Annotated in this window: 21 protein-coding genes; 12 read left to right on the forward strand and 9 right to left on the reverse strand. The window is 66.5% G+C overall.

Translation table 11 applies throughout. The annotated features are described in order from the left end of the window. Window positions 1–139: 139 nt before the first annotated feature. The 4 genes from AB0B72_RS25080 to AB0B72_RS25095 all read right to left on the reverse strand — a co-directional run bounded on the left by AB0B72_RS25080 (window position 140) and on the right by AB0B72_RS25095 (window position 3648). Window positions 140–859: a DinB family protein gene (locus tag AB0B72_RS25080; RefSeq protein WP_367741369.1), complete on the reverse strand. Its 720-nt coding sequence runs from the start codon at window positions 857–859 to the stop codon at window positions 140–142. Between the two features lie 214 nt (window positions 860–1073). Beyond that, the gene (gene istB, locus AB0B72_RS25085; RefSeq protein ID WP_358342804.1) at window positions 1074–1859 is read right to left on the reverse strand and encodes an IS21-like element helper ATPase IstB; all 786 of its coding nucleotides are present in this window, start codon (window positions 1857–1859) and stop codon (window positions 1074–1076) included. Then, window positions 1856–2608 carry a hypothetical protein gene (locus AB0B72_RS25090; protein WP_367741370.1) on the reverse strand — a complete coding sequence of 251 codons (753 nt, stop codon included), beginning with the start codon at window positions 2606–2608 and terminating at the stop codon, window positions 1856–1858. The genes istB and AB0B72_RS25090 overlap by 4 nt, the downstream gene beginning before the upstream one ends. A gap of 689 nt (window positions 2609–3297) precedes the next feature. Next, window positions 3298–3648, reverse strand: coding sequence for a GNAT family N-acetyltransferase (locus AB0B72_RS25095; RefSeq protein WP_367741371.1), 351 nt, complete (start codon window positions 3646–3648; stop codon window positions 3298–3300). Window positions 3649–3902: 254 nt separating this feature from the next. Between AB0B72_RS25095 and AB0B72_RS25100 the strand changes: the two genes are divergently transcribed. The 4 genes from AB0B72_RS25100 (at window position 3903) to AB0B72_RS25115 (ending at window position 7133) form a co-directional block, all read left to right on the forward strand. Continuing rightward, window positions 3903–4034 carry a hypothetical protein gene (locus tag AB0B72_RS25100; protein WP_367741372.1) on the forward strand — a complete coding sequence of 44 codons (132 nt, stop codon included), beginning with the start codon at window positions 3903–3905 and terminating at the stop codon, window positions 4032–4034. A gap of 762 nt (window positions 4035–4796) precedes the next feature. Continuing rightward, window positions 4797–5255, forward strand: a complete 459-nt coding sequence (locus AB0B72_RS25105; RefSeq protein WP_367741373.1) for a carboxymuconolactone decarboxylase family protein — start codon at window positions 4797–4799, stop codon at window positions 5253–5255. A 346-nt stretch (window positions 5256–5601) separates the two neighbouring features. Further along, window positions 5602–6426, forward strand: a complete 825-nt coding sequence (locus AB0B72_RS25110) for an isocitrate lyase/phosphoenolpyruvate mutase family protein (RefSeq protein WP_367741374.1) — start codon at window positions 5602–5604, stop codon at window positions 6424–6426. Between the two features lie 59 nt (window positions 6427–6485). Next, window positions 6486–7133 (forward strand): nitroreductase family protein, encoded by a 648-nt coding sequence (locus AB0B72_RS25115; protein WP_367741375.1) that lies wholly within the window; start codon window positions 6486–6488, stop codon window positions 7131–7133. 611 nt (window positions 7134–7744) lie between these two features. On the opposite strand, the gene AB0B72_RS25120 is transcribed toward AB0B72_RS25115, so the two are convergent. Both AB0B72_RS25120 and AB0B72_RS25125 read right to left on the reverse strand, forming a co-directional pair. Beyond that, entirely contained in the window at window positions 7745–7960 is a 216-nt protein-coding gene (locus tag AB0B72_RS25120) for a hypothetical protein (RefSeq protein WP_367741376.1), read from the reverse strand. 388 nt (window positions 7961–8348) lie between these two features. Continuing rightward, window positions 8349–9611 (reverse strand): sensor histidine kinase, encoded by a 1263-nt coding sequence (locus AB0B72_RS25125; protein WP_367741377.1) that lies wholly within the window; start codon window positions 9609–9611, stop codon window positions 8349–8351. Window positions 9612–9982: 371 nt separating this feature from the next. On the opposite strand from AB0B72_RS25125, the gene AB0B72_RS25130 reads away from it, so the two are divergent. Together AB0B72_RS25130 and AB0B72_RS25135 are read left to right on the forward strand one after the other, a co-directional pair. Beyond that, window positions 9983–10417, forward strand: a complete 435-nt coding sequence (locus tag AB0B72_RS25130) for an ester cyclase (RefSeq protein WP_367741378.1) — start codon at window positions 9983–9985, stop codon at window positions 10415–10417. Between the two features lie 388 nt (window positions 10418–10805). Beyond that, window positions 10806–11189: an MmcQ/YjbR family DNA-binding protein gene (locus tag AB0B72_RS25135; protein WP_367741379.1), complete on the forward strand. Its 384-nt coding sequence runs from the start codon at window positions 10806–10808 to the stop codon at window positions 11187–11189. 31 nt (window positions 11190–11220) lie between these two features. On the opposite strand, the gene AB0B72_RS25140 is transcribed toward AB0B72_RS25135, so the two are convergent. Beyond that, the gene (locus AB0B72_RS25140) at window positions 11221–11463 is read right to left on the reverse strand and encodes a hypothetical protein (RefSeq protein ID WP_367741380.1); all 243 of its coding nucleotides are present in this window, start codon (window positions 11461–11463) and stop codon (window positions 11221–11223) included. 504 nt (window positions 11464–11967) lie between these two features. On the opposite strand from AB0B72_RS25140, the gene AB0B72_RS25145 reads away from it, so the two are divergent. Next, complete coding sequence (locus AB0B72_RS25145) at window positions 11968–13203, forward strand: hypothetical protein (protein ID WP_367741381.1); 1236 nt, start codon at window positions 11968–11970, stop codon at window positions 13201–13203. 113 nt (window positions 13204–13316) lie between these two features. Here AB0B72_RS25145 and AB0B72_RS25150 read toward each other — a convergent pair whose 3' ends face one another. Next, window positions 13317–15287: a DUF2264 domain-containing protein gene (locus AB0B72_RS25150; RefSeq protein WP_367741382.1), complete on the reverse strand. Its 1971-nt coding sequence runs from the start codon at window positions 15285–15287 to the stop codon at window positions 13317–13319. A gap of 150 nt (window positions 15288–15437) precedes the next feature. Between AB0B72_RS25150 and AB0B72_RS25155 the strand changes: the two genes are divergently transcribed. From AB0B72_RS25155 to AB0B72_RS25175, 5 genes are all read left to right on the forward strand, one after another. Next, window positions 15438–16454, forward strand: coding sequence for a hydroxyacid dehydrogenase (locus tag AB0B72_RS25155; protein WP_367741383.1), 1017 nt, complete (start codon window positions 15438–15440; stop codon window positions 16452–16454). 68 nt (window positions 16455–16522) lie between these two features. Next, window positions 16523–17797 (forward strand): ABC transporter substrate-binding protein, encoded by a 1275-nt coding sequence (locus tag AB0B72_RS25160; protein ID WP_367741384.1) that lies wholly within the window; start codon window positions 16523–16525, stop codon window positions 17795–17797. An 87-nt stretch (window positions 17798–17884) separates the two neighbouring features. Next, the gene (locus AB0B72_RS25165) at window positions 17885–18796 is read left to right on the forward strand and encodes a carbohydrate ABC transporter permease (RefSeq protein ID WP_367741385.1); all 912 of its coding nucleotides are present in this window, start codon (window positions 17885–17887) and stop codon (window positions 18794–18796) included. After that, window positions 18793–19689, forward strand: coding sequence for a carbohydrate ABC transporter permease (locus AB0B72_RS25170; protein ID WP_367741386.1), 897 nt, complete (start codon window positions 18793–18795; stop codon window positions 19687–19689). The genes AB0B72_RS25165 and AB0B72_RS25170 overlap by 4 nt, the downstream gene beginning before the upstream one ends. Continuing rightward, window positions 19686–20441: a hypothetical protein gene (locus tag AB0B72_RS25175; protein WP_367741387.1), complete on the forward strand. Its 756-nt coding sequence runs from the start codon at window positions 19686–19688 to the stop codon at window positions 20439–20441. Before AB0B72_RS25170 ends, AB0B72_RS25175 begins: the two co-directional genes overlap by 4 nt. 223 nt (window positions 20442–20664) lie before the next feature. Here the strand turns inward: AB0B72_RS25175 and AB0B72_RS25180 are convergent. Continuing rightward, a partial coding sequence (locus AB0B72_RS25180; protein WP_367741388.1) for a substrate-binding domain-containing protein occupies window positions 20665–20883 on the reverse strand: 219 nt, incomplete at its 5' end.

Genomic DNA, 20883 nt, shown 5'->3' on the forward strand with positions numbered 1-20883 from the left:
GCCTCCAGGGCAGCGCACCTCTACGAGCTCGCTGACGTCCGGGCGGCCGCCCGTTATCAAAGGTGCCTGCGGAGCATCAGGCATGTGAGGCAAGTACCGCCGGATGCTCGAGAAGTACCGCGTGAGTCCGTGGCCGGTCCTACTCAGCGTCCTGTGCCTCGATCAGGTCGAGGTCGCGGACGCAGAAGCCGTGGTGCTCGAAGGTCTCGTTGAGCACCGTGCCGAGGCACCGCCGCACCGAGCGGCCCCGGGCGTACGGCGGCCAGACATCGTCGTCGGGCACCGGCGCTCGCCCGGCGAGCTGCCCAGCGGTGACCCCGTCGAGCCAGGCCTCAAGCTCGGAGGCCTGTGCCTCACGCACGCTCACGATCTCGTCGAGGGACGGATCGAGCGAGAGGTCAAGCCCGTGCGCTCCACGGTAGGGCTCGACGGTCGTCCCGATGCCCATCGGCGTGAACAGCTCCGTCGAGCCCAGGCAGCAACGGCGGAACCACGAGTCGTGGACGAAGACCAGGTGGCGCATCGTCTGCACAGCCGACCACTCGTCGTTCACGCTGCGGCGCTCGATGCCGGGCGTACGACGGATTCGCTCGATCGTGGCGGACCAGCGGGTATGGAGCTGACGCGCTGCCTCGCGCAGATCGGCAGGGTCCTCGGAGCGGATCAGCAGCCGCACCGGATTACGCCGGTCGAGCTCTGCCTCGACGTACTCGGTGACCTCGACCCCGTTCACCACGAGGTTGGTGATAAGCCCGTCGATCACGGCGTCCTGCATGACGACGCCGATCAGGCGTGCCCCGGTCAGATCGCACTCGCGGAACTCTGCACCGTGCAGGTCCTCGTCGACATATCGTTTCATGCTCCGCATGCTAGGGCCGAGCACTGACAAACCAGCCCCCCTGACCCCGCGACCTCCACCCAATTGGTGCGGTCGGCTCTCCCGAACATTGATCATGGTCCCAGCCCTCAAGTGCGGTCAGAACTCACGAACAAGTGCGGTCACTTCTCACGAACGAAACCAAACGCACGGCCGTCGATGGCATCGGGTGGCGTGGATGGTCGGAGGCTGGGACTCAGGCTCCGCTTGCCTGGCGTGCGCGTGTCTGTGCGAGTCGATAGGAGCTGGTGCCGGTCTCGATGATGGAGCCGTTGAAGGTGAGCCGGTCGACGATCGCGGCGCAGAGGCGGGGTTCGGTGAAGGTTTTGGTCCAGCCGCCGAAGCTGTCGTTGGAGGCGATGGCGACGCTGGCGGTCTCTTCGCGTTCGGTCAGGACCTGGAAGAGCAGCTGGGCGCCGCGTTTGTCGAGTTCCATGTAGCCGAGTTCGTCAATGCAGAGCAGTTCGTAGCGGCTGTAGCGGGCGATGGTCTTGTTGAGGATCATCTCGTCGGCGGCTTCGACCAGTTCGTTGACGAGTTTGGCGGCCAGGACGTACTTGACGCGGTATCCGGCCATGGCGGCCTCGGTGCCCAGGGCGATGAGTAGGTGTGACTTGCCGGTGCCGGAGTCGCCGATCAGACACAGCGGGTGCCCGTTCTTGACCCATTCGCATTTGGCCAGGGTGTGAATGGTCGCTGCGGGGATGTCGGGGTTGGCCTCGAAGTCGAAGTCGGACAGCCATTTTTGGCGGGGGAATCCGGCGGCTTTGATGCGCCGCTCGGAGCGGCGGCGCTCTCGGTCCTCGCACTCGCCCATCAGCAGCTCGGCGAGGAAGCCGCGGTAGGTGAGTTGTTCGCGCTCGGCGGCGTCGGCGATGGCCACGAACTGGCTGCGCATGGTGGGCAGGCGCAGCATCTTGCAGGCCTGGTCGATCGCGGTCTCGGCGGCCGGCTCGGTGAGACCACGCTGGTGAATCGTCATGGGGTATCTCCCTGGCCGGTAGCGGGTGGACGAAAGCGCAGGAGCTGGTCGTAGGCGGCCACCGACGGCAGCGGTCGGCTGTCGGGTGGGAGCGCGGCCAGGCGCCGCTCGGTCAGCGAGGGCAGCGGCGGCAACGCGGCCGGTTGGCCCACCGGACCGGTCGGCGAGGAGGTAGTGGCGGAGGCCATTCCGGTCTCGGCGTGGGCAGCCTTGCGGGCCTCGATCGCGACGACGTCACTGGTCAATGCGCCGACCGGCAGCGCGGTGGCGATGCCGTCGACGACGTGCCGGTGGGCCATGCCGCGATGGAGGAGTAGCACCTCGATCAGCGCGCGGGTGCCCTCGGCCTCGCCGTGGGCCTTGCGGACCGCAGCCCACCAGGCGTCATGGACGGTGGTGAAGGTTCCCAGCTGGCGGGCCTGCTCCAGCGCCGTTGACCCGGCCAGCGCGCCTGGTTTGCGCAGCAGAATCTCCAGATAGTGATCCAGCCTCAGCCGGGGCTTACCCCGGGCGATCAGCCGCTCGTGGCGGGCGACTTCGGTCTTGCCGTCGAAAATGACCAGTTCCGAGGCGTGTAGCAGTACCCGGACTTTGCGGCCCACCAGCCGTACTGGCACCGAGTAGTAGTTCATCCGGACGCAGACCAGCGAATGACGGTTCACATGGGGATGGAAGACGCGGCCCGTCTCGAATCGATCGTCGGGCAGCGGCCGCAGCAGGGGGCGCTCGATGGTGAAACTCTCGCTCACAGTGTGCGCACGCGAGCCGATCCGCCGCTGGTCATCGACGGTGTCCCACTCATCGAGGTGGCATTCAGCTCCGCGAGCGTGGCCACCACCGGGACCGGGAGGTCAGGTTGTCGTAGCGGACTTGGCCCGTCGGCGGATCGCCGCATACAACTCGACCTTGGTCTTCAGACCCACCACGTGCCCCCTCGCCATCGGGCACATCGAGAGTCTCACCACAAGCCTGCGGGTGGGGCCAAAACTCACCAGAACGCAATTAACCGATCACGCAGTGGGGCCAACACTCACCCGTAGATGGGGCCAGCTCTCACCCTTGAAACCAAGGTGCCGGCCTCGGCGACGTCAACGCCTGCGTTATGGTCTTCACCATGGATCGCAACAGATCCGCACCCTGCGCCTGGAGCTGCTCCGCCGGCCACGCGACAGGGTCCGCACTGTCATGCACGGCCATCGCCATCGATCTCCTTCGATCTTGATTTCGCAATCACGAAGGACCACGCGATGGCCGTCCTTATCTCACGACGCCACGCCTTCACCAGCGAAACTCTTGCACCACTTCTGTGGACGCAACCCTCGGGTCCCCTGAGATCTCGAAGGCCCCCGAGGCATCTTCGGCAGACCAGGACCGCAGGACCAGGGTCGAGGTGACGGAGCACTCAGGCTTGACGGTGACCCGCAGATCGTCCATCGCGTCACCGCCCGCTGTTGGTGTCTCGCGCGGTGCGAGTGGCGATGAGAGCCGAGCGGTTGATGTCGACGGCATCCTTCCATTCGGGGTGGTCTTCGACGTAGTCGGCAACAAACCCGCAGTAGACACCAGCCTTGGTCTCACTCTGGCTCACATCTTCAAGCGCGTAGCGGGCCAGTGCCGAAGCGACGCCTCGATGCCGGTGCTCTTGGTCCACGTAGGAGTGGGTGAGCGAGACCCGTCCGCCGGTGGTCTCGTAAGTCAGACTACCGACGACCTGGCCATCGATCAGTGCCTCGTATAGGCGAGTGGTCTCATCCTTGCGCACCTCAACGGCGGCCTGTGATCGCTTCATGCTCTCTTCTCGCCTCGTTCGTCTTCAGCCGGTGGGTCAAACCAGCACCCGCAGGGGCGTGCAGACGGACTATCCAGTCCAAACTTACGGCACTCCGGCTGGTGCTCGACGAGCATCGGTACGCCGTACGAAGTCACCGCAGCGACCTCAGGACCGATGTTCGTCCGCAGACATCCGTCGCGCACCCGCTGGGCGATCTCCCCCAATGCACACCGTCGGACTCGTGGCGACGCCAGAAGTGGCGGTTCATCTTGGTGGCCACACTGAAGATCACAAATGTGCTCGCCCACGTGGTGAACCAGGATCTCGACCGCTTCGACCTGGCCGGGATGGTTCCGATAGGTGGGGAACTCGTTCTCGCCGCCGGTGTGGCGATGAATCGCTGAGTGTGCACCGAGCCGCCGCCCCTCGACCATGAGGCGGCGGACTCCGCGCCTGCCCAGCTCGTCGAGGACCTGCGTCCCCTATCGAGAAAGTAGTCATAGAGATACGGCGATGGCGCGTCACAACGCTCCCGGTGAGATGGCAGGTCCCCGCCGCACGGGGGGCGCTGCCCCAGCCCCTGGGCACTCCGGCTCAGAGCGTCAAAGGTCAGGCTGGCTCACTTGGCCAGCTACGACCCGATCTGCGCGCCCCCCTCCGAGCGGGCTCGGGCCGCGCTCGACTGCCCTGAGTGTGGCGGACGTGCTTGATGTACATGGTCTCTTGGTCCAGTGCGAGCACGATCCGGTCGGTCAGTACGTCAGCCCCGGGGACGCCGGCCGACGCGGTGGAGTGCCACATTGTAGGTTTGCCAGGTTTTGGACTATACAGTCCTCCTTGCACGGAGTTGGACTGTATAGTCCTTCTTGCATGCGTTGCGACGAGATCCGGAACTCGGCGCCGACGGAGTCACCCCTCGCAATGCAGGTCACCCGGCGCCCGGCGCAACCGACACCCTCGGCCGGGTTGCGGCCAGCGCAGGTAATGCCTGCGGCGGAGCTCTGAAGCACTAAGAGCCCGACTTGAGCTCGACGACGACTACTCACACCCCGACCGGAGGTCGATTCGCTGTGTCACGACTGAAAGGTCCCCCTCTAGACGATCTGCCCGCGGGCACGCAGCGGATACTCGACAACGTTGGTGCGCAGCTCGGCTTCGTCCCGAACATGTTCACGACCATCGCGTCGAACCCGGCCGTTCTCGAGGTCGTCACAACTCTGCAAGGCACCTTGAGCCGGGTTCTGGATGCGAAGACCCGGCACAGCATCGCGCTGGCCGTGTCGCAAGCCAACGGCTGCGGTTACTGCCTGGCGATGCACACCTACGTCGCGACCGAATTCGGCGGCATGTCAGCCGACGACATCGAGCTTGTCCGCGCCGGGAGCTCGGTCGATCCCAAGCGCGCCGTGGCCGCTCGCTTCGCGCAACGGGTGGTCGACAGCCGCGGCCGGGTCAGCGACGCCGAGCTCGCGGATGTGCGAGGCGCCGGGTACACCGACCCGCAGATCCTGGCGATCGTCGCGGTGGCAGTGCAATTCCTGCTCACGAACTTCATCAACAACCTCAACCAGACCGACCTCGACATCCCCGCCGTCGGCTCGGTCGATACAGCTGTGGCCCAGTGAACCCGCGAGTCGATCCGCGCCTACTTCGCCGCCCGTCGCCGCGGAGGAGTCTTCGAGAATTGGGTGGCGTACCGGGACGTACCCGACTGACGGGCATCAGTTGATCTGGAGGTACGCGCCAGACACCGACGGGCGAACAGACCCACCCCGTCTAGTGCCTGAACATCATCGACGGACTCATCGCGCGTCATCTCGTCTGATTGGGCTGGGGTCGGCTCTAAGGAGCTCCACGCCGCCGCCGACGACGCCCCACCCACCAGTTGATCGCCGGAACCCTCGACGCGGTCCGCGCACACAGCCGGCAGGCCCCTCACCGACTCTACGATCACTCAGGAAAGGCTCCGACATGCCGGGCTCCGACCTTTATGAGAAATTCATGGCACTGCACACCCGCGACGGTGGCCTCGTCATGCCGAACGCCTGGGACGGCCTCTCGGCGCTGATGCTGGCCGATGCCGGCTTCGAGGCGATCGCGACATCGTCGGCGGCGCTCGCCAGCACGCTCGGCCGCCTCGACGGGCGTCACGAAGTTACCCGCGAAGAGCACCTCGAGCATGCGCGGCTGCTCGGCCGACTCACCGGGCTGCCCGTAAATGGAGACTTCGAGGACGGTTACGGCGACACGCCTGAAGACGTCGCGGCGACCGTCGAAGCCGCCGTCGAGTTCGGCCTGGCCGGTATCGGGGTCGAGGACACCTCGGGCAATCCCGATCACCCCATCCGCGACTTCGACGAGGCAGTCGATCGCATACGTAGCGCCGTCGACGCAGCCAAGGGGCGCATCGTTGTCACCGGCCGCACCGACAACTTCATCCAGGGGCGGCCCGATCTCGACGACACCGTCCGGCGTCTGACGGCCTTCGCCGAGGTCGGCGCGGATGTGGTCTACGCCCCGTACCCACCCGACCTCGACGCGCTTGACGCGATCGTGACCGCGGTCGCACCGACACCGGTCAACGTCCTCGTGTCACCGGCGGACAAGGTGCTGACCGTCGCTGAACTGCAGAAGGCCGGGGTCAAACGCATCAGCCTGGGTCCGTCGCTCTACACGCACGCGATGGGGGCACTCGAACAGGCGATCAAGGCGCTCGTCGCGGGCGATCTCGCCTCGGCGACGACGGGCATCAGCTTCGAGCGCATCAGTGGAGTTCTTGCCCGCGGCAAGAACTAGCCCAAACCCTACGAACCACCACTCCGCACCTACTGATCGCAAGAAGAAGGCAGGTTGACATGGATCTCGACAAGCTCATGAGCAAGCACCTCACCAGGGCTTTCGATCCCAGTAAGACCATCCCGGAAGAAACCCTTCAACAGCTGTTGGGGTTTCTGCGCTCCGCGCCGACATCGACGAACATCCAGCCCAACCACTTCTACGTACTCGCCACTCCCGAAGCCAAAGAGCGCCTCGTGGCCAACCTGGGCGAACGATTCCAGGACAACAGCGGGAAGATCCTGAACTCGTCGCACACCATCATCCTCACCACCCGGGCAGATCTGCCCGAGAGCCACATCGAAGAGGTGTTCCACAAGGAGACCGCCGACGGTCGGTTCCCCGACCCGGCGAAGAACGCGCTGTGGCAGTCAATGACCCGCGACTTTCTCAACCTGCGCATTTACCGCTACAAGGACCTGAACCACTGGATGGAAAAGCAGACCTACTTGGTGCTGGGCATGACCATGATGGCGGCCGCCGAGCTCGGCGTCGAGGCGACGCCGCTCGAAGGGTTCGACCCCCTCAGTGTCGACGCGGCGTTCAAGATCCGTGAAACTGGGCACACCGCGACAGTGCTGCTGGCCCTCGGCTACCCCGACCTTGCGAAGGCGTACAACGGCCCGGTTTCGCGCCTCGAAGCCGACCGGCTGTTCACCTTCGTCTGAACATCCCCGGCATCGGGAACGACTGTCGTTGAAGTACGCGGACCACGGACCTCGGTCCTCGATGTCGCCCCACCCCCGACAACCAGCTCGGCGGCAGGCGCCGACGGTCATCACGGCCCGCGCGATGTCGCCGGCAGTGCGAAACCGTCATCCGCAGGCCTGATTCGAGGCGGAGGAACACTGGTGTCCGTCGGCGGGCCGCCCGAGGCGCAGCCCGCCGACGGCCTGGCGGTCCACCGCCCGGGCCAGGGCCGAGCGCGGTGAACCGATACCCGGCCAGGCCCTGAACTACCGGCACTCGGCGGCTTGCGATGATGGCGAATCTGGCGGATTTCCGATTTGTGGGCCTGTTCCCCGCAGGACGGTGTCGCGCCCACCCTGGATCGCGCGGGCTGCTGCAGCGAGGCCGGCGCGGCCGGGTATCCGGGTGATCTGAGCCAGCCGGTTCAGTGCGCGCCGGTGCGCTTGGGTGACGGCGCGTATGACGGGCGAGGTTGGCGCAGGCAAGTCGAGATGGCCGATGCCCCTGTACGCGGGGTGGTGGCGAATCGGCAGGCCACAGCTCTTGGCCAACCGCACCAGTAATGAACAGTGACACCTCGTTCGCGAGCCTACGCGTTCATACGGCGCAACTTGTCGACGTATCCGTGGCACAACCATGCGCGAGTGATTTCCGCCGTCTGGTCGGCGGAGCCGGCGGCGGCCAGGACGGCGGCGACGTCGTACCCGTCGAGGGTGGCACGGTCGGTGCCGAGCCATGACGGGCAGGTGACCACCTCCTTGCAGGCCGCGTAGCCCCTGACATCCCTGGAGGCCCGGCGGGGCAATGCGTCGACGCTTGGGACGACCGGCCACCGGCAGGGCGCTCGCGCCTGGTTGAACAGCCGTCGCCCTGACAAAAGCTTGGACGATTGCGTCCACTTGAACCTATGCCGGCAAGTTGGGATGATGGGTTCAGAGCTTGACTACGAGGCAGTGTTCAACGCCATCGTTGTCCCGTCGATGGTACTCACCGGATTTCATCATCGTAGCGGTCATGATTCCTTTCTGAATGCGATGAATCGGACCCGGGCTGATGTGCTCGGCCACCAGGTCTTCACCGCCTTCCTGACAGTCCCCCCACGAGGTACGGCTACGCCTCCGTTAGCGGCCCCACAGCTCCTCGACGGGCTCAGATACGTCGAATTGCTTGCGCGCCAACTATCTCGGAGGGCCTTAATGCTGAATAGCGGACGTCATGGGTAGCCGGAGAACGAACCGGGCGCCGCGGGCGGAGTCCTCGATGCGCAGAGTTCCCCGATGGGCATGGGCGATGTCGCGGGAGATCGCAAGGCCGAGTCCGCTGCCGGCGGGGTCACGGCGGCGTCCGTCTTCCAGACGTACGAAGCGCTCGAAAACGCGCTCACGGTCGGCAGGTTCGATGCCGGCTCCGTCATCGGTCACCGCCACGACCGCTTGGTCGTAAACGGACGTGACGCATACCGTGACGCCGGTCTCGGCGTGCCGCCGCGCGTTGCTCACCAGGTTGCCGGCGAGCCGGATCAGCTGGATCCGTGAACCGTGCACCCATACATCCCCGGTCACCTGAACATGCACCGGCATGGTGCCGGAGGGCGTCCCCACCTCCTCCGCTACCAGCGCGCCGAGGTCGATCGGCTCGTGGTGCGCCGGCTCACCCCCGCGCAGCCGGGCCAGCAGCAACAGGTCCTCGACAATCGCCCCGAGCCGGCCGGCAGTCGACAGGGCGCTTTGAATTGTGTCACGAGGATTGATCTGATCGGGGTAGAGCAGCGCCTCCTCCAGGTGCATCCGCAGACCGGCGATCGGATTACGGAGCTCGTGGGACGCGGTGAAGGCCAGTTGGCACCCCTGCTTCAGCGGGCTCAGTGACCGGCCCGTCCATCGCCACGTCAGCCACCCCAACACCACGCTCATCAGTAGCGCGGCCGCCGCGATGGCGTACTCGGGGTCATGTGTCGCGAGGATCGACGGCTCTACCGCGCCGGCGGCGTACACGACAGGGGAATCCGCGGACGGTGAGACCCTGTCGGCCACGAGCAGAACACACCGCTTGCCCGGAAAGCACTCGGTTCGCCAGCGAAGGCTGTCACTGGGCTCCGGTCTGAACGCGCTGAGGGGCGCCCGGCCCGTCTGAGGGTTGGAGGTCACGATCCCGCCCCGGGCGTCCACCACTTGGATGAGGTCGATGCCGGCGGAGGCGGGGATGAGGTGTGGCACATGCCCGGCCCGCACCTGCGCGCTCCACCACACGGCGGTCTTCTCGGCGTTGAGGAACGCCTCGTCTCGAGCCCTGTAGTGGACCGCCAGATCCATGCTCGTGCCGATCACGACCACGATCACGAGGACGAGCAGCGTGACTACCGTCGTGTAGCGCACCTGAATGGGACACAGTGACGGCATCGCTTCACCCTTTTCCTGCGTGCCGGACCGGTTCTTGTGAGCGGGCCACTGCCGCAAGTCATGGGCGATCTCGGTTGGTTGTTTCATCGCGTGCGTCTTTCAAGCTGATGGCGGAAGCACATGCACGTTGAGTGGTTCAGGAGCGGCCATCTGTGTGCTCCTTCTCGGGGCCGCCGTGCTTCCTCTCGTGGGCGGGGCACCACCTGCAGGCCACGTAGCCCCCGACATCCCGGTGGGGTCCGGCGGTGCAATGGCTCGTCGCTTGGATGACGACCCGGGCGCCGGCAGGGTGCTCGCGTCCGGCTGAACAGCCGTCGCACTGACAGGAGTGGACGATTTCGTCCACTTAAGCTATATTTACCCAAGTTGTCAAGTCGGGGTGTCAAGCACGCGGTGCTGCTGAAGCGTGCGGCAAGGGGGCGGTTGAATTGGCCACTGCTTACGACGTCAGAGACGAGCTGTTTCGAGTGTTCAACGACCACAGCCTGGGCCAACTGAGCCTGTACTACAGTGCAAGCGCCGTCCTGGTCGGGCCGGAAGGCGTGGCGGAGGGACTAGAGCAGATCGTCACCGTCTACGAACAGCTCCTCACTGCTTTCCCCGATGCCCGCCTGACACCCTGGTACAAGGCGACCTTCAGCGAACCCGCGGTCACCGAATGGATGCTCACCGGCACCCATACGGGGCCCTTTCTTCTCCCATGTGGGCGTTACCTGGAAGGGTCGCGCCGTCAAGTCGCCGTTCGCGGTTGCTGTGTGGCTCACGTCGAGGACTACAAGATCATTACGCACCAGGTGTATTACGATCAGCTGGAGTTGTGCAGCCAGCTAGGCCTGCCCCGCGTAGCGGCGACGGTCGACTGATCGCCCTTCTCAACGCGAGCATCTGGTCGTCGGGAGCAGGCGCCAAGTCGCCCAAGGGCGAATGACCCGTCGGGACCACCTTCCCGACTGTCCGGGTGAAGTCTCAGCGAGCCCGATCACTGTGGCTTCCAAGAGCGCCGAGTGCGCCCGGGCTCTGACCGCCCGGGCACCCTCAGCCTCGCTCCGGTCTCCCCATTCCCTCCGGGCGAGTGTTATGAAGCGCGCCGCCCCCATGGCGAGCACGGCGGAGGCAAGGACGGTGAAGCCCGCCGTGAGGAACACCGTCTGCAAGGTTGTCGACGAGCATTCGTGGCGGCCAAGCGGGAGACGTCACCTTGGCCTTGACCGGTCGGTCAGGGCACCCGGATCGATAGAGGAGTTGATCACCATGGACGGACAGGAACTGCAGAAGATCGCGGGCGACTGCACTGTGGAACTGCCGGGCGCCGACCTGGAACGTCGTTTCGGCCCCGACTGGGAGGTCTACAAGGTGCGCGGCAAGGTCTTCATGCTCATGACCGACATGCCGGGGCGCCCCGTCGTGATCCTGAAAGCTGATCCGGACAACGCCGCAGCCCTGCGTGAGCAGTACGCAGACATTTCCCCCGGCTATCACATGAACAAGAGGCACTGGATCACGGTGGAAAGCGGGGGCACCATCGACGAGAAGCTGGTGAAGGAGCTCGTGATCGACTCCTACCGTCTCGTGGTCGGCGGGCTTCCCAAGTCCGAGCAGCCCGTGGATCCGCGCACCTACGGCCGCCGCGCCTGACCTTCGTCACGCCCATCAGCGGCGAGAAGCTTCAGGACAGAGCGCGCGACACGGCGCTGGCGCTGCCCGGGGTCAGCCACGGGCGTCCGTCACGGAGCAGCTGGACGTCTACAAGGTGGCGGGCAAGGTCTTTCTGATCGTCACGGACGACCCGGACGAACGCATTGTCACCCTCCAGGCAGAACCAGAGTACGGGCGGCTGCTGCACGCCGAAGCACGCGAACGCGACGGCCTTCCCCCGCTCGACGACGACAGCACAGTCGTACTCGCGCACTGGCGCTTCGCCGGCACCAGGCATGGATCACCTCGGTACTCCGCGACAACCTGCCTGACCTGCACTCCTTCGTCACCGGGCTACGCCGCGACCAAGACGCCGTCACCGCCGGCCTCACCCTGCCCCACAGCTCGGGAAAGGTCGAAGGCCACGTCAACCGCGTCAAACGAGTTCTCCTCGCCGCCTGATCAGGGTCCACTTCACGGAAAGTGGGCCAGATCCCAGTTTCACGTGTCGTCGACACGGCGACGTCCGCACCGATAAGGCGGCGCTCGTCAGTGTGTGCGGCAGCCCTGGAAGATGACGTCCTCGATGCGGCGGAACGCGATCAGGTCAGGGGCGTCGAAGGTAGCGTGGGGCACGTCGAGATCTTCCGTCGGACGGTGAGCGTAGGAGTCGCCGTCCTGGAAGACCTCGCCCCCCGCCCCGCGACCGTCCCGCGCACCCCGGCTCCGCTCTCAACCCCGAAGAGCCGCTTCCCTGCGCACACTTCAGGAGCCGACGATGGATGATGAGATTCAGCTGATCAGTGACGGCGATGGACTGGCGGTCATCGGGAATCCGACCGATGTCGAACGCTTCCTCGTCTCCGAGGGACTGCCGTCGAAGGACCTCCGACTACAACGGCTCGGATCTGTCCTCAGTGCCGGGGCCGGAGCCGCACAGGCAGGTTCCGAGATTGCCGCCAACTCGGGTCGCTGGGTGAAGCTGACCAAGGAGTCCGCGCAAGCGATCAAAAAGTACAACCTGATGAAAGGTTCGGAGACGGGTGTCAGCCGTGCTGTGTTAACGCAGAACGGCAAGATCAAGGGGCTTCTGGAGTTGGCGAGGCCGGGATCGCTTCTCGGCAACCCGGCGCTACTCGCTGGTGCTGCGGGGCTCATGGCGCAGCTTGCGATGCAACAGACCATGGACGAGATCACCGACTATCTCGCCACGATCGACGAGAAGGTCGACGACGTGCTCCGCGCCCAGAAGGACGCTGTGGTGGCGGACATGATCGGAGTGGACCTCGTGATCGAGGAGGCCATGACCATCCGAGAGCAGGTGGGCCGGGTCTCCGAGGTCACGTGGTCGAAGGTGCAGGGCACGCCGGTGACGATCGCACGAACCCAGGGGTACGCGTTGCGTCAACTCGACGCACTCGCGGAGAAGATGGACCACAAGGCCAAGATCGGTGATCTCGCCAAGACGTCCAAGGAAGCCGAGTTCAAGGTTCAGGAGTGGCTCGCCGTTCTGGCTCGCTGCTTCCAACTGCAGGACGCGATCGCCGTGCTCGAACTCGACCGGGTGCTGGACGCGTCTCCGGAGGAGCTGGACCGGCATCGCCTCGCACTTCGGGCCACACGGCAGAACCGGCTGGAACTCATCTCCCGGAGCACCGAGCGTCTGATGGCCCGCATGGATGCGGCTGCTGACACGGCCAACACGAAGGTGCTGCTGCACCCGGCCGCGTCCCGGGCTCTGGTGCATTCGACAAACCATGTCGCGATCGCCGTCGTCGACTTCCACGGACGGCTCGGGATCGAGCGCGGCCGACAGTCACTGGAGGCGCGACGATGGGCGGACGCCGCCGCGGAGGTGAGGGACAAGGTGCTCGAGACAGGCGCAGAGGGCGTCGATGCCGCCAGGCACCTCGGTAACGAGACCCTCGACCGGGCCAGATCGCTGACGGGCAAGCTCTCCAGCGGCATCGCCGAGCGAGCGCTCCGTCAGCGCGGGAACGACGAGGAAGGCTGAGTGAGCGCCGGCCGTCAGCCACGTGGGCCCGAGAGAGGTACGACAGGTGCCATCACGACGATCTCCTCGTCCCGGCCGAGCCGGCCGTGGCATCGCTCTGAGCCGATCAAGAGCTAGTCGATCGACTGAGGGCCTACCGGCTGGTCTTCATCCGGCAACCTCATGGTGAGGAGCGGTCCCAGCTCGTCGGTGGTTCCGTCCGGCCAGGCGACACACGCCGCTCTGGAATCATCCCAGGACAGGGCAGGTGCGACCTCCGGCACTCGTCCGCCGAGGAAGACCGCCGCCTCGTACCAGGTGCGCGGCCGGACCGCCGCGGTCGTGGCACACCAGGGGACGAGCACCCGGGGCGCCAAGGGCGAGCAGTCCTCGATGGAGACCACGTCGGCGGCGTCGAGCCCCGTTCTTCCCAGAATCCGGGAGTGGGCGGTTGCGTTCGACACAGCGGCCGTCGTGCCCGATACCGATCCGGTCCCGGGGAGCGGCCACCCGCCGACACGCAGCACGCCCTGCTCGTTCCCGGCCGCCGAAACTCGGACAAGGCGAATCTCCCATGGACCGCGCACGATCGAAACCGTATGAATCCATGGTCCGATGCGCGTGCGTCCCGCCCGTCCGTAACCGTGATCAGTACTGTCGCCGTCAAGGACGACCCAGTGCGCCTGCCAGCGTGACGCACCGATCAGCGTCCCGGAAGGCAGGCGATCGAGGACAAGCGTTTCGAACCCCGTACGGTGACTGGGTGTGCCGCTCCCATCGAGGATCACCACCGACTGGTCCAGCGGATGGTCCGCGTGATGCCCGGCGAGCACGGGCGAGGTGGCCGTCGAATACCCCAGGCGCGCGTACAACGGCGAGTCGGTCAGATCGGATCCCGGGTGGGAGTGGTCGGTGCCGTGGTTGGTCACCCGCACGACACCGTCCGCGCGTGTGCCGCTGACGAGCCAGCCGGGTGAGGCGATGACGAGCTGGTAGTCGCGGGACTCGACCGGCAGGGGCTCTTCGACCGCCGTCCACACGGGATGGTCGGCGGGCAGGGACAGTCCGAGGAAGCCTTTGGCCGCCCAGTACGGCGAGCCGGGCCCGGAGTAGGACTGCGCGATCGGCCGCCAGGGCCCGTGCCAGCCCAGCGTCAGCAGGCCCTCCCCGTCCGGAGATCCATGATCGACGAAATGGCGGGCGATGCCGGACGCGGCACGGCGCAGGAGTCCGGGAGCCGGGGACGCGAGGCCCGAGCGGGCACCGAGCCAGAACTGCGTGGCCGCGGCGAACCGGTAGGTCAGGCTGCGGCCCTGGATGAGCGGCGAGCCGTCGGCGCCGATCAGGTGGACGGCGTCGTGGAGGTATCGCTCCAGCCTGCGCAGGTAAACCGGGCGGCGCGCGTCGGCCCGCGGGTCTCCGGCGGCCATCTCGGTCCATATCAGTGGATAGAAGTGCAGGGCCCACCCGACGTAGTGGTCGTAGGCGCGTTCGGATCCGTCGGCGTACCAGCCGTTCTCCCGTGCGAAACCATCCGACAGCGCGAGCCCCTCGTCCATGTCCTTGCGGTCGAAGGGGCCGCCGACAGAGGCGAGGAACTGCTCGACGACGATCTGGAACCAGATCCAGTTGATCGGCGGGTAGTGCGCGCCGATCGCCGGCGCGAGGTAGTCGACCACGCGCTCCTGTACGACCGGGGTGAGCCGATCCCACAACCACGGCCGTGTCAGATGGAGGACCAGGGCGATCGAGGCCGCCTCGACCTTGGCTTGGTCGTGCTCGTCGAGCCGCACCCAGCGTTCGGGCGAATGCGGGTCGGTGCCGGCGGCCAGGCCTTCGGCGTACCACTCCATCAGATTCAGCGGATCGCGTCCGTCCTCGCCCGCCACGCGAAAGCCGGCGGCCAGGAACGTACGGGCGAAGCCCTCCAGCGCGTCGACGTCGGAGCCGTACCCTCCCGGCTCACCGGGGAACACGATGCGTGCGTGGGAGGCCGAGGCGTAACGGCGGGCCGACAGCAGAACGCCGTCAGCGAGTGAGGCCCAATGCCGTCTGGTCCATCCGGTGTACGGAGAGAGCCTCCGGTCGTGGTGCTCGGCCGGCATACGTGTGTCCCTTCTTCCTGAGCTTCACTGAACGTGTCCGATCAGTACCGATCCACAGTGATCGATTCTGATTAGCACAGTATTGACGTGGTTGTAACGATCAGACATGATCGCCGCACTGGTAAGCGCTTTACTCCAAAGGACTTGCGAGTGACAAACGGACGACGACCGCAGGCCCTGCTGGTCATGGACCCTCCGAATTTCAGCATGCAGTTCCAGGAGCCGCAGCTGCGCCGGCTGCGAGGTCTGGTCGAGCTCGAAGAACCAATCGTCACCGACGATCTCGACGCGGCCCACGTGCGGCGGCGGCTGCGCGAGGTAGAGGTGCTCGTGACCTCCTGGGGCTGTCCCCGGCTGACGACGGCACGACTCGCCGACGCGCCCCGGCTGCGCGCGATCTTCCACTGCGCGGGCACGGTGCGCACGTTCATCACCGAGGAGGTCTGGCGTCGCGGGATCCTCGTCACCAACGCCGCCGACGAGAACGCCATCCCTGTCGCGGAGTTCACCCTCGCCGCGATCATCTTCGCCGGCAAGAAGGCGCCGTTCCTCGCCGCGGACGCCCGGGCGCATCGCGAGGACTGGTCGTACGCGGCACGCCGCGGAGAGCTGTCCAACCGCGGACGCACGATCGGCGTCGTGGGTTTCTCCCGAGTGGGACGCCGGGTCGTCGAACGGCTCCGCAGCCTGGAGGTGACCGTCCTCGTCGCCGACCCGTACGCCGACGCGGCCGAGGTGAGCGCCGCCGGTGCCCGGCTGGTCCCACTGCCCGAACTCCTGCCGCGCTGTGACGTGCTCACCCTCCACGTGCCGGCGCTGCCGTCCACCCGTCACCTCATCGGGGCGCCGGAGCTGGCCCTGCTGCAGGACGGGACCACCGTCATCAACACCGCGCGCGGCGCCGTCCTGGACACCCGGGCATTGGAGCGCGAATGCGCCGGGGGACGTCTGGACGCGATCTTGGACGTCAGCGACCCTGAGCCGCTGCCGGCCACCTCACCGCTGTACGACCTGCCGAATGTGATGATCACCCCCCACATCGCCGGATCCCTCGGATCGGAGACCCGGCGAATGAGCGAGAGCGCGCTCGACGAGCTGGAACGCTACCTGTCCGGCCGACCGCCCCGGGCGGCCGTGACCGCTGACGATTTCATGGTGAGCGCCTGAGCCCGGAGCCCGGCTCGCAGGAAGGAGAACGATCAATGACCGTAACGAACTCATCAGGAAGAGCCACGATGCGACGCCGTCTCAGTCTGTGCCTGGGAGCGGCCGTCGCGCTCTCGCTCGCCGCCACCGGGTGCGGCGGCTCGAAGGAGCCCGGGAACGGTGGCGCGAACGGCCCCGTCACCATGACCGTCGCGGTGTGGAACCTCGCCAAGCAGCCCGAGTTCACGGCGCTGTTCGACGCCTTCCAGCAGGCGAACCCCGGCATCAAGATCAAGCCCGTGGACATCCTCGCCGACGACTACCCCGAGAAGGTCACGACGATGCTCGCCGGCGGCGACCGGACCGACGTGATCACCATGAAGAACGTCATCGACTACTCGCGCTACTCCAGCCGGCAACAGCTCCTCGACATCACCGACATGGTGAAGTCGGCCGACACGTCGAAACTGGCCGGTCTGCCCGCCTTCGACGTCAAGGGCAAGTACTACGCCCTGCCGTACCGGCAGGACTTCTGGCTGCTCTACTACAACAAGAAGTACTTCGACAAGGCGGGCGTCACGATGCCCGACCACTTGACCTGGGACGAGTACGCCGACCTCGCGCGGAAACTCACGCACAGCGAGGGCGGCAAGAAGGTCTACGGCACCTACCACCACACCTGGCGGTCCGTGGTGCAGGCCATCGCCGCCGCTCAGACCGGAGGCGACCAGCTCGGCGGCGACTACTCCTTCTTCAAGGACCAGTACGAGACGGCGGTCGGGCTGCAGAAGGACGGCGCGACCGTCGACTTCGGCACGGCGACTTCGCAGAAGTCGGACTACCGGTCGATGTTCGAAAGCGGCGCGACCGCGATGCTGCCGATGGGCACCTGGTACATCTCCGGCATCCTGGAGGCCAAGGCGAAGGGCACGACCGACGCCGACTGGGCGCTGGCCCCGATGCCACAACGTCCGGGCGCCTCGGGAGTGACGACCTTCGGCTCCCCGACCGCCTTCGCCGTCAACAAGAAGGCCGAGCACGCCGACGCGGCCAAGAAGTTCGTCCAGTTCGCCGCCGGCCAGGCCGGAGCCGAGGTCATCAGCAAGCTGGGCGTGGTGCCGGCGCTGCAGAGCCCCGACATCGTCGAGACGTACTTCGCGGGCAAGGGCATGCCTGCCGACGCACTGTCCAAGACGGCCTTCAAGCCCGACAAGGTCGTGCTGGAGATGCCCGTCAGCGAGCACAGCTCCGATGTCGACACGATTCTCAACGAGGAGCACCAGCTCATCATGGTCGGCGACAAGTCGATCGACGAAGGCATCCGCTCGATGGGTGAGCGCGTCAAGAGCGAAGTGCTCAACTGAGTGGACCGGGGGCGGGCACCGGAGGCAACCGATGCCCGCCTTCGCCCGGGAAAGACCGAGTCACGTAGGACGGCCATGGCTCAAGTGATGACGCGACCGGCACCGCCCGCGCCGCAGACTCCCCGCAGGAAACCGACCCGGCACGACACCCTCATCGGGTGGAGCTTCATTCTGCCGAGCTTCGTCGGCTTCGCGCTGTTCACCCTCGTCCCCATGCTGGCGGCGTTCGCCCTGGCGTTCCTGAAGTGGGACTCCTACAGCACACCGGAGTGGACGGGGCTCGACAACTTCCAGCGGCTGCTGCGCGACCAGAACTTCTACGTCGCGCTCAGGAACACCCTTTACTACGCGGCCGGCCATATCCCGCTCACCTTGGCCGCGGCGCTCGGTTTCGCGATCGCGCTCGACCGGAAGCTCCGCGGAGTGCACTTCTTCCGCACCGCGGCGTTCTTCCCCTACATCACCTCGCTGGTGGCGGTGGCCCTCGTCTGGAACATGCTGTTCAACCCGACGGCGGGACCGATCAACCAGGCGCTCCAGGCACTGGGCGTCGACGACCCGCCCCGATGGGTGGCCAGCACGGACTGGGCGATGCCGGCCGTGATCGTCACCAGCGTGTGGCGGGACATGGGCTACTACATGGTGCTCTTCCTCGCCGGCCTGCAGACGATTCCGAAGGAGTACTACGAAGCCGCCACCATGGACGGCGCGAATTCGTGGCAGCGCTTCTGGAGCATCACTTTGCCGTCCCTGCGGCCCACCACGTTCTTCGTCGTCGTCATGCTGACCATCCAGAGCTTCAAGGTCCTCGACCTCATCGTGGTCATGACCGACGGCGGCCCGGGACGCAGCACGCTGGTGCTGGCCCAGCTGGTGTACCGGGAAGGCATCGTCGAGGGGCGGTTCGGCTATTCGTCGGCGATCGCCCTGGTGCTCTTCCTCATCGTGCTCACCGTGACCGTCGTCCAGTTCCGTCTCAACGAACGGAGGAGCCGGTGACCACGTTGCGCGACGCTCCCCCCGCCATGACCCGGCCGCGGCCACCGGCCCCCCAAGAAGGACCCCGCCGGGCCCTGCGGCCGGTACGCACGGCACTGGCCTACCTCTGCCTCCTCGTGGTGACGCTGCTCGTGCTGGTGCCGTTCGCGTGGATGGTGTCGTCCTCGCTGAAGCCTGGCAACCAGGTCTTCACCGTCCCCATCGAATGGATCCCGCACGAGCTGCGCTGGTCGAACTTCGCCGAGATCTGGGAACGCATCCCGATGCTGACCTACCTGGGCAACTCGGCGTTCCTGTCCGTCACCATCACTCTTCTGCAGGTCCTGACGGGTAGCTTCGCCGCCTACGGATTCTCCAAGGTGCGCTTCCCCGGCAGGGACACGTTGTTCCTCGCCTACATGGCCACCATCGCGGTGCCCTGGCAGGCGTACATGGTGCCGCAGTACATCATGATGCAGCGGGCGGAACTGACCGACACCTACTGGTCGATCATTCTGTTGCAGGCGTTCGGCGCGTTCGGCGTGTTCCTCATGCGGCAGTACTACCTGTCGATCCCGGACGACCTGTGCGAGGCCGCGCGCATCGACGGCCTCACCGAGTACGGCATCTACTGGCGCATCATGCTGCCGCTGTCCAAGCCCGCGCTCGCGAGCCTGGCTCTGCTCACCTTCGTCAACACCTGGAACGACTACATGGGCCCGTTCATCTACCTGACGAGCAACGATCTGTGGACCGTGCAACTCGGCCTGCGCTCGTTCGTCGGCCAGTACGACACCGAGTACGCGATGATCATGACGGGATCGGTGCTGTCGGTGCTGCCGATCCTGGTCGTCTTCCTGTTCGGGCAGCGGTACTTCATCCGCGGCATCGCGACCAGCGGGCTGAAGGGATGAGCGCGTACGAGGGCGGCAGCGCGTTTCGCCTGCTCAGGCCCGCCCGGCAGGAGACGTACGAGAAACTGTTCTCCACCGTTTACGTCGGTCTGATGACGAACGTCCTGCTCGCCGTCGCGTGCGCGCCCCTCCTCGCAGCACTCGCGGTCGTGCGGAACCCGTTCGCGTCGTGGCCGTTCTTCGCCGTGCTGTCACTGCCGTGCGCACCGGCGCTGGCCGGGGCGTTCGGCTGCTTCACCGCACTCGGCGAGGGGTCGGCGGACGTGCTGTGCGCCTTCTGGGACGGCTACCGGCGGGCGGCGGCACGAGCCCTCCTCGTCTGGACGGCCGGTGGCGCGGCCGTGGGCGTGCTCACCGTCGACGCGCTCGCCGTCGCGCGTACGCCGTGGGGGCCGGCGCTGGTGCCGTTCTTCTGCACCGCGTCGGCGCTGGTGGCGGCGCTGGTGTTCGCCCTCCTGGTGCTGCTGGCGGAGTCGCCGGGTACGGTGCGGCTGCGGGGGCTCGCACTGCCGTGCCTTCACCTCGTGGCGCGTCGCTGGTACCTGTCGGCCCTCAGCATCGCCCTGCTAGGGCTGGCCATTGCCGTCGTCCTGCTCAAGCCGGTCGTCGGCGTCTTCCTCGCCTGCTCACCCATGCTGTACCTGGCCTGGGCCACCACGCGGTTCGTCGTCGCGCCGGCGCTGGCGGCCGGCGGCTCGGCAGGTCGCCCGCGGAAGCGATCCAGCGGTGATGGCGGGGACGCTCCGCCGTAGCGGTCCGGAGGTCCCCCCTCCTCTCCGCCGTACGTTGTCACCGAGAAGGCCGGTCGGAGCTTGTAGTGAACGCGGGACACGGGCGGCGGCGGCTCCTGACCGCGGGGATGCATGGATCCGGCCTTGCGGCGAGTGACCCGGTCGGCCGCTGCCGTCCAGGTGGTGTGGACGGACGGGTGCGATCGACACGCTTGACGCCGCCCTGCTCAGCCAGTCCGGTCAGTCATGACGACGAGTCCCGGACGATCAGCTGCGGTCCGATGACAACGCGGTGCGCAGGGCGTTCGGGGTCACGCAGGCGCGCCGCCAGCAAGGCGATGGCGGCCTGGCCGACGGCCGTCTTAGGGGGACGCACCGCCGTCAGCGGCGGGTCGCACAGCTCGGCCACCTCGTCGTCGTAGGTCACCACGGCCAGGTCCGACGGCACCCGGATTCCGCGCTC

Origin of the sequence: Microbispora sp. NPDC049125 (genome assembly GCF_040802045.1) — a bacterium.
In the GTDB taxonomy this organism is placed as follows: Bacteria; Actinomycetota; Actinomycetes; order Streptosporangiales; family Streptosporangiaceae; genus Microbispora.

Bases quoted from the DNA above. Each gene is read 5' to 3' on its own strand.
- AB0B72_RS25080 (WP_367741369.1), bottom strand. From the start codon at position 859: ATGAAACGATATGTCGACGAGGACCTGCACGGTGCAGAGTTCCGCGAG.
- AB0B72_RS25115 (WP_367741375.1), top strand. From the start codon at position 6,486: ATGGATCTCGACAAGCTCATGAGCAAGCACCTCACCAGGGCTTTCGAT.
- AB0B72_RS25145 (WP_367741381.1), top strand. From the start codon at position 11,968: ATGGATGATGAGATTCAGCTGATCAGTGACGGCGATGGACTGGCGGTC.
- AB0B72_RS25110 (WP_367741374.1), top strand. From the start codon at position 5,602: ATGCCGGGCTCCGACCTTTATGAGAAATTCATGGCACTGCACACCCGC.
- AB0B72_RS25095 (WP_367741371.1), bottom strand. From the start codon at position 3,648: ATGAAGCGATCACAGGCCGCCGTTGAGGTGCGCAAGGATGAGACCACT.
- istB (WP_358342804.1), bottom strand. From the start codon at position 1,859: ATGACGATTCACCAGCGTGGTCTCACCGAGCCGGCCGCCGAGACCGCG.
- AB0B72_RS25135 (WP_367741379.1), top strand. From the start codon at position 10,806: ATGGACGGACAGGAACTGCAGAAGATCGCGGGCGACTGCACTGTGGAA.
- AB0B72_RS25105 (WP_367741373.1), top strand. From the start codon at position 4,797: ATGTTCACGACCATCGCGTCGAACCCGGCCGTTCTCGAGGTCGTCACA.
- AB0B72_RS25175 (WP_367741387.1), top strand. From the start codon at position 19,686: ATGAGCGCGTACGAGGGCGGCAGCGCGTTTCGCCTGCTCAGGCCCGCC.
- AB0B72_RS25165 (WP_367741385.1), top strand. From the start codon at position 17,885: ATGACGCGACCGGCACCGCCCGCGCCGCAGACTCCCCGCAGGAAACCG.
- AB0B72_RS25150 (WP_367741382.1), bottom strand. From the start codon at position 15,287: ATGCCGGCCGAGCACCACGACCGGAGGCTCTCTCCGTACACCGGATGG.
- AB0B72_RS25160 (WP_367741384.1), top strand. From the start codon at position 16,523: ATGCGACGCCGTCTCAGTCTGTGCCTGGGAGCGGCCGTCGCGCTCTCG.